The organism is Streptomyces sp. NPDC022552 (assembly GCF_055561875.1).
Window position 1 is genome coordinate 125,612 of record NZ_JBVHGJ010000010.1, and the last position, 7,492, is coordinate 133,103.

Annotated in this window: 6 protein-coding genes; 3 read left to right on the forward strand and 3 right to left on the reverse strand. The window is 71.1% G+C overall.

Annotation, left to right across the window (positions count from 1 at the left end; all coding sequences use genetic code 11):
- Nucleotides 1-54 precede the first annotated feature (54 nt).
- Together ACZ3OF_RS24870 and ACZ3OF_RS24875 are read left to right on the forward strand one after the other, a co-directional pair.
- Nucleotides 55-1,506 (forward strand): purine-cytosine permease family protein, encoded by a 1,452-nt coding sequence (locus ACZ3OF_RS24870; protein WP_467306842.1) that lies wholly within the window; start codon nt 55-57, stop codon nt 1,504-1,506.
- A 231-nt stretch (nt 1,507-1,737) separates the two neighbouring features.
- Entirely contained in the window at nt 1,738-2,223 is a 486-nt protein-coding gene (locus tag ACZ3OF_RS24875) for an SRPBCC family protein (RefSeq protein WP_361674139.1), read from the forward strand.
- A 49-nt stretch (nt 2,224-2,272) separates the two neighbouring features.
- On the opposite strand, the gene ACZ3OF_RS24880 is transcribed toward ACZ3OF_RS24875, so the two are convergent.
- From ACZ3OF_RS24880 to ACZ3OF_RS24890, 3 genes are all read right to left on the reverse strand, one after another.
- The gene (locus tag ACZ3OF_RS24880; protein ID WP_361674137.1) at nt 2,273-2,815 is read right to left on the reverse strand and encodes a DM13 domain-containing protein; all 543 of its coding nucleotides are present in this window, start codon (nt 2,813-2,815) and stop codon (nt 2,273-2,275) included.
- Nucleotides 2,816-2,930: 115 nt separating this feature from the next.
- On the reverse strand, nt 2,931-3,659 hold the full coding sequence (locus ACZ3OF_RS24885) for a VOC family protein (protein ID WP_467306845.1): 729 nt from the start codon (nt 3,657-3,659) through the stop codon (nt 2,931-2,933).
- 162 nt (nt 3,660-3,821) lie between these two features.
- Complete coding sequence (locus tag ACZ3OF_RS24890) at nt 3,822-5,045, reverse strand: cytochrome P450 family protein (RefSeq protein ID WP_467306847.1); 1,224 nt, start codon at nt 5,043-5,045, stop codon at nt 3,822-3,824.
- A 220-nt stretch (nt 5,046-5,265) separates the two neighbouring features.
- Between ACZ3OF_RS24890 and ACZ3OF_RS24895 the strand changes: the two genes are divergently transcribed.
- Nucleotides 5,266-7,344 (forward strand): galactose-binding domain-containing protein, encoded by a 2,079-nt coding sequence (locus ACZ3OF_RS24895; RefSeq protein WP_467306849.1) that lies wholly within the window; start codon nt 5,266-5,268, stop codon nt 7,342-7,344.
- Nucleotides 7,345-7,492 lie beyond the last annotated feature (148 nt).

The window sequence follows — 7,492 nt, forward strand, 5'->3', positions numbered from 1 at the left end:
GAGTGTGCGACCAATAAGCAAGCAGGTGGGCACGACACGCATCCGGAGGGCCTCATGGCTTCCACCATTCCCGATCCCCGCCCCGGCGCTCAGGGCGCGCACAGCACGCCGCCCGCCACCGACCGGGCGGGCCGGGTCGAGGTCCACGGCATCGACCACATCCCCGACACCGAGCGCCACGGCCGCCCGCGTGAGCTGTTCGCCGTCTGGGCCGCGGCCAATGTGAACTACCTCAGCCTGGTCATCGGCGGCGCCCTGGTCCTCATGGGCCTGAGCCTGCCGCAGGCTCTCGCGGTGATCGTCGTGGGCAACCTGTTCTGGCTGCTCACGGGAGTGCTCGCGATGTCCGGCCCCGCGGCCGGCGCGCCCAGCGAGGTGATCACCCGAGCGATGTACGGGGTCCGCGGCAACCGCGTGAACAACGCGGTCACCGGCTGGATGATCTCCGTCTGCTACTTCGCCCTCAATCTGGCCGCCGCCGCGTCCGCCGCCTTCGCCCTCGTCGCCAGGACGGGCCTGCCCACGAACACGGTCGTGAAGATCGCCGTCGTCCTGGTCATCGCGACGGTCACCCTGACGATCAGCGTCTACGGACACGCCCTGATCGTGAAGCTCTACCTCCCGATCACCATCGCGCTCACCGCCGCGTTCGGCGTGGTGGCGTACGCGGTGGTGCTGCACGCCGACTTCGGTTACGCCCCGGAGGCGTCGTTGAGCGGGGTGGACCTCTGGGCGACCCTCCTGGCGGGCGTCACGGTCATCGCCTCGGGCCCGCTGTCGTACACCACCAGCGCCGACTTCTCCCGCTATCTGCCGCGTACGGCATCGTCCCGGGCGGTCGTCGGGTGGACCGCATTCGGCGGCTTCCTGCCCAGCGTCGTCGTCTGCTCGCTGGGGGCGCTGGCCGCGACGGCCGTCGACATGACGGACCCGCAGACCGCGCTGGAGCAGATCCTGCCCGGATGGTTCACCCCGGTGTTCCTGCTTGCCCTGGTGCTCGGCACGATCTCCATCAACGCCCTGACCGCGTACAGCGCCGGCCTGGCCCTCCAGGCGGTCGGCATCCGCATCCGCCGTTCGCTGAGCGTCGTCGTCGACGGCGCCGTCGCCTCGGCGCTGACGCTGTACGCCCTGCTCGTCTCCAACTTCCTCGACACCGTCAGCAACGTCCTCCAGCTGACCGTCGTACTCCTCGGGCCCGCCATGGCCCTCTACGCCACCGACATCGCGCTGCGCCGCAACCGCTACGACGGTCTCGCGCTGATGGACGAGAGCCCGACCAGTCCGTTCTGGTACACCGGCGGGGTCCACGTGGCCGGCGCGCTGTCGCTCGGAGCGGGCGTCACCGCGGCCACGCTGTGCGTCAACACGCTGTACACCGGGCCGGTCGCCGCCGCACTGGGCGGAGTGGACCTCGCCCTGCCCGTCGGCATCGTCGTCACCTCGGCCTGCTACGGACTCCTGACGCGGACGTCCGGCCGGGCACCCTCGGCGGTCGGAGCCTGAGTCTTGTTGTCGCAAGCCCTGGCGGTCCGGTGGGCACATCGCCTCCAGCAGGTCCCGGACCGGACGGCCGCCGGGCCGCGACCGGGTGCGACGCCGGAGGTGTCGGCCGGCGGCACTGCGCCGTGCGGCACGGTGGCCCCTTCGGCGCCCCGCCCGGAACTGGGCGCCCGGAGCATCGGGTCCGCTACCCTACCCGCCGGTAAGTCCGACGGAACGACAGGGAGGTCGTCGATGGGGCGCCAGTGGAGTCTTGAGGAGTCCGTCGTGGTGGACGCCGCGCCGGAGGTCGTGTACCGGCTGGTGGCGAACCTTCGCGACATGGGCAGGTGGAGTCCCGAGTGCCGGCGGGTCTGGGTGCCGCGGCCTCCCGTGGCCACCGGCAGCCGGTTCGTGGGCTTCAACCGGCGGGCACTGTTCGTCTGGTTCACCACCGGGCGGGTCTCGGCGGCGCGCGAGGGCGAGGAGTTCACGTTCGACGTCGGCGTCTTCGGACTGCCGATCGCCCGCTGGGGCTACCGCTTCGCCGCCGAGGGGACCGGTACACGCGTGACGGAGACCTGGCAGGACCTGCGCACCGGCCGAGGTTCGCGCCTCGCCGAGATACTCGGGACCGTCTTCGCGGGCACGAACCCCGAGCGCCGGATCGCGGTCAACCGCCACGGGATGCGCACGACCCTCGACCGGATCGCGCGCGCCGCGGCGGCCCCGGCGTCATAGCGCGTCGCCCGGGGCCTGCGCCGAGGCGCAGGACCCCCGGGCGAGAACCTCACACCTTCAGAGCAGCCGCGCCGAAGGAGACGTCGAAGCGGTCGCACCAGATCGTGACGCTCGTGAAGGCGGACGGGTCTGTGCCGGGCGGGAGCGGGTAGTTCTGGTCTCCCTTGTTGCCCTTCAGCTTGCCCAGGCTGACGTACGCGCCGTCGTCGAAGACCCGCCAGCCGGCCACACCCTCCTTGACCGGGGCGTCGGTCAGCCACACCCGCAGGTCCGGGCCGTTGCTGGTGTTGAGGTCCTCCAGACGCAGGGTCAGGCTGCCGTCCGCGAGGCGGATGAGCTTCGCCGTACCAGTGGTCTTGTGCTCGTGGCTGATCAGGTCACCCCGCGCGACCGTCCGCGGCCCTGCGGACGGGTCCGCGTCCGAAGCCCCGGGCGACGCGGTGGCCCCGGGCGCCGCAGTCGGGAGGGCTTCGTCGACGGTCTCGTCCTGCCACAGCTTCCAGGGCTGGAACCAGTAGAGCCCCAGGGCGGCCAGCAGCACCGCCAACGCGGTCCCTCCCCAGAGCAGCGACTTCTTACCCCCACGTGCCACGATCGTCCTTCCTCCGTGCTGTCGTGCTTCCGTCCTGGGCATTCCATCCCACGTGGCGGGGTGCGCGCCACGTGGGCGATGGCTCGGTCGTGGCGCCCCGGACGGTGAACCGGCCTCAGCGAGGAGGCAGTACGCGGAACTCCTGGCCGTCGGGGTCCGCGAGAAGCACCGGGGCGGCGTCGCCCGTGCCGGTGGCGGGGCCGCGGCGCGTGGCTCCGAGGGAGAGGAGGCGTTCGACCTCGGCGTGCTGATCACCGCCGGCGGGCGGGGCGAGGTCGAAGCGCAGGCGGGCCCGCCCGGTCATCGGCATGTGAGGCGGACCGCCCCAGGTGACCTTCGGTCCGCCGTGGGGCGAGCGGATCGCGGTCTCCTGGTCCTGGTCCCACACCAGCGGCCAGCCCAGCGCCCGGCTCCAGAAGTACCCGACCTCCTGCGAACCGTCGCACGCGAGCGCTCCGATGAAGCCGCATTCGGCGAGGAAGGAGTTCCCCGGCTCGATGACGCAGAACTCGTTGCCTTCGGGGTCGGCGAGCACCACGTGCCCGTCATCGGGGCTCTGGCCGATGTCGATGTGGCGGGCGCCGAGTTCGAGCGCCTTCGCCACCGTCTTCCGCTGGTCGTCCTCGGAGCTGCTCGTCAGGTCGAAGTGCAGGAGGTTCTGGGATGTCTTCGGCTCCAGGGCCGGGAGGAACCGGATCAGGAATCCCGTGTCGTCGCTCGGCATCAGGACGATGCCGCCGTCCGGGTCGTCGCTGCTCCCCCAGCCGAGGAACTCGGCCCAGAAGCGCGAGAGACGCTGGGGGGCGTCCGCGTCGAAACAGAGGGCGTGGAGGTGGGACGTCATCCCTCGGTCTCCGATCCGCCGGGCCGTCGCCCCGCGCGTCGCGCGCGTCGGGCAGCCCCCGGCCATGTGGTGGTCCAGTCGCGGCGGAGCCTGCCCGGACACGCGGGCGCCGGTCAACTCATTTACGGCGCCCGCACGTCCACCCGGTCGCGGCGGCCGGGGCTACTTCGGGTGGAGGTGGACGGGCAGGGACTGGTGGCCGTTGCTGATCAGGGAGGGCAGGGGGCGCAGATCGGCGGGTTCGACGGCGAGGGCGAGGTGGGGGAAGCGGGTGAAGAGGTGCTCCAGGGCCGTGGCTACCTCCAGGCGGGCCAGGGGGGCGCCCAGGCAGAAGTGGATGCCGTGGCCGAAGGTGAGGTGGTCCTTGGTGGGGCGGGTGACGTCGAAGGTGTCGGCCGTCGGGCCGTGCCAGTCGGGGTGCCGGTTGGCCGCCGCGTACGAGGCGAGGATGGCGTCGCCCCGGGCGATGGTCCGGCCGTCGGGGAGCGGGATGTCCGTGACCGCGTAGCGGAGCGGGAGGTGCTTGACGGCCGGTTCGAGGCGGAGGGTCTCCTCCACCACGTCGTGCCAGCCGGACCGGCCGGCACGGACGTGGGCGAGCTGGTCCGGGTGGGTGAGCAGGGAGGTGACCGCCTGGTCGATGACGTTGACCGTCGTCTCGTACCCGGCGCTGATCACCAGGAGGAGCGTGTCGCGCAGTTCGGCCTCGGCCAGGGTGGAGCCCTCCTCGTCGTGCGTGGCGATGAGGAGCGAGGTCATGTCGTCGCCCGGCTCGGCCCGTTTGGCGGCGATGAGGTCGTCGAGCAGTCCGTAGAGGCGTACGGCGTTGGCCGTGGCCCCCTCGGCGGTGAGCGTGGTGTCGAAGACGCCGTCCACGAGCGCGCGGAAGCCGGCGCGGCGGGTTTCGGGGACACCCATCATGTGGCCGATGAGGGCGATGGGCAGCGGGTACGCGAGCCGTTCGCGCAGGTCGACGACGTCGCCGTGCGGCTCGGCCGCCAGGTCGTCGAGGAGCTCGGTCACGAGGGCTTCGACGACGGGGCGCAGGGCGGCGACACGGCGGGCGCTGAACGCGGGGGCGACCAGACGGCGGAGGCGCGCGTGATCGGCGCCGTAGGCGGTGAACATGTTCGTCACAGCGACCCACAGGGCGAGCGGCCAGTCGCGTACTGCCTCCTCGTACGCCGGCCAGTGGCGGCGGCCGTCCTTGGAGACGTCCGGGCCGGTGAGGAGCTTCCTGAGCAGGACCGGGTCGCTGATCGACCACGCCTGTACGCCGAGGACGTCCACGAGCGTGGCGGCGCCGTGGGCACGCAGCAGCCGGTGTTCGGCGTGGCGGTCGGCCCCGGTGGGGTCGAGGACGATCGGGATGTTCGGCCGGCTCACGGGGAGTCCTTTCGAGCGACGCGTGGAGGGAGCAGTTCCAGGGTGGGGGCACCAGGAGGCTGACGGAAGATCAGAAAGCTGCCTGCGTGGCTGATTCGAGACATCGGCCCCGCGCATCAGGTCATCTGTCCCGGACTCTTGACTCCACTACCGGGAGTCGGGATCCTTCACCACACCTTTCGCGCGGAACATGACAATTCCCCGACCCAAGACGTGAGTGATGTCCATGAGACCCCCCACGCACAGCCGTACGTCCGGCAGGCGCGGGCCGCTGGCCGTGCTGTCACTGCTGCTCGCCACGGTGGCCATGCTGCTCGGGCCCGCGCCCGGTTCGGCCGCCGACAGCTCCTGGTGGGACCCCATCGCCCGCCCCGCCCCGGACTCCCAGATCAACGTCACGGGCGCGCCGTTCAAGGGAACCGACGAGCGGGGCGAGGTGCGCGGGTTCGTCGACGCGCACAACCACCTGATGTCCAACGAGGCCTTCGGCGGCCGCCTCATCTGCGGCAAGACGTTCTCGGAGCAGGGCGTGGCCGACGCGCTCAAGGACTGCCCCGAGCACTACCCCGACGGTTCGCTCGCGATCTTCGACTTCATCACCAAGGGCGGCGACGGCAAGCACGACCCGAACGGCTGGCCGACGTTCAAGGACTGGCCCGCCAACGACTCGCTCACCCACCAGCAGAACTACTACGCCTGGGTGGAGCGGGCCTGGCGCGGCGGTCAGCGAGTGCTCGTCAACGACCTGGTCACCAACGGCGTCATCTGCTCGGTCTACTTCTTCAAGGACCGCAGCTGCGACGAGATGACCTCCATCCGTCTGCAGGCCCGCAAGACGTACGAGATGCAGGACTACATCGACAAGATGTTCGGCGGCCCGGGCAAGGGCTGGTTCCGGATCGTCACCGACTCCGAGCAGGCCCGTGACGTCATCCAGCAGGGCAAGCTCGCGGTCGTGCTCGGTGTGGAGACCTCCGAACCCTTCGGCTGCAAGCAGATCCTGGACGTCGCCCAGTGCAGCCGGGCCGACATCGACCGCGGACTCGACGAGCTCCACCAGCTGGGCGTGCGCAGCATGTTCCTCTGCCACAAGTTCGACAACGCCCTGTGCGGGGTGCGGTTCGACGGCGGCGCGCTGGGGACCGCGATCAACGTCGGCCAGTTCCTGTCGACCGGCACCTTCTGGAAGACCGAGAAGTGCACCGGCCCGCAGCACGACAACCCGATCGGGCTCGCCGCGGCGCCCCAGGCCGAGAAGCAGCTTCCGGCGGGCGTGTCGGTTCCCGGCTACGCGGCCGACGCGCAGTGCAACACCCGAGGTCTCACAGAACTCGGCGAGTACGCGGTGCGCGGCATGATGCAGCGCAAGATGATGCTCGAGATCGACCACATGAGCGTCAAGGCCACGGGCCGGGCGCTGGACATCATGGAGTCCGCGGCGTACCCGGGCGTCATCTCCTCGCACAGCTGGATGGACCTGAACTGGACCGAGCGGGTCTACGGGCTCGGCGGGTTCATCGCCCAGTACATGAACGGCTCCGAGGGCTTCATCGCGGAGGCCGAACGGACCGAGGCGCTGCGCGACAAGTACGGCGTGGGGTACGGCTACGGCACCGACATGAACGGGGTCGGCGGCTGGCCGGGCCCACGCGGCGCGGACACGCCCAACCCGGTGAAGTACCCGTTCCGCAGCACCGACGGCGGCTCCGTCATCGACCGGCAGACCACCGGTCAGCGCACGTGGGACCTCAACACCGACGGCGCCGCGCACAACGGCATGGTGCCGGACTGGATCGAGGACATCCGGGTGGTCGGCGGCCAGGACGTGGTGGACGACCTGTTCCGGGGCGCCGAGTCCTACCTCGACACCTGGGGCGCCTCCGAGCGGCACCGGGCCGGGGTGAACCTCGCCTCGGGCGCGCCGGCGTCGGCGTCCACCACGGAGTGGTGGAACCCCTTCACCACGTTCGCGGCGAGCCGGGCCGTCGACGGTGACCTGGGGACCCGCTGGGCGAGCGAGTGGAAGGACGGGCAGTGGCTCCGTATCGACCTCGGGAAGCCGCAGTTGGTCAAGAAGGTCACGCTCGACTGGGAGCGGGCGTACGGCAAGGCGTACCGTGTCGAGGTCTCCGACGACGGAGCCGCCTGGCGCGCCGCCTGGTCGACCACGAGCGGTGACGGCGGCCTGGACACCGTCACGTTCTCCGGGACGACCGCGCGGTACGTCCGGATCCTCGGTCAGCAACGCGGCACCGACTGGGGGTACTCGCTCCGCGAGGTAGGCGTCTACAGCGGCTGACGGCCGGCCCGGGCGGGGGGGGGGGGGGGGGGGAACCCCCCCCCCCCCCCCCCCCCCCCCCCACTCCCTGTTTTATCCCACCTCCGTCCCCCAAAAAAACCACCACACCCCCCCACCCCCCCCCTCCACACCACGCCCAACACCTCCC